The sequence below is a fragment of the Citrobacter sp. Awk 4 genome (assembly GCF_028069725.1).
In the GTDB taxonomy this organism is placed as follows: domain Bacteria; phylum Pseudomonadota; class Gammaproteobacteria; order Enterobacterales; family Enterobacteriaceae; genus Citrobacter_D.
Genome location: NZ_JANEWG010000185.1, coordinates 1 through 213 on the forward strand (window position 1 = coordinate 1; position 213 = coordinate 213).

The 213-nt window shown below is 60.6% G+C and carries 1 protein-coding gene; it reads right to left on the minus strand.

The window, feature by feature from the left end:
* Positions 1 to 213: RHS domain-containing protein (locus NNO04_RS23035; RefSeq protein WP_271446552.1), on the minus strand; the 213-nt coding region annotated here is incomplete at both ends.

Below are 213 nucleotides of genomic sequence, written 5' to 3' on the forward strand. Positions count from 1 at the left end.
AATGGCCACTCCAGCGCACGTTGCCGCGTACGTCGGTGACTTCCAGCGGTGCGCCGTTCAGGTCAGTACCGAACCAGTAAATCTCCCCCTGTTTATCGTCGCGCAGATGGTCGATTCGCGCCAGCGGGCTCCACGCTTCGTTCGGGTCATAAAGGTATGTGCTGCATTGCCCGCCGTCGTGCTGCTCCTGCAACAGACGGTATCCCTGCCAGA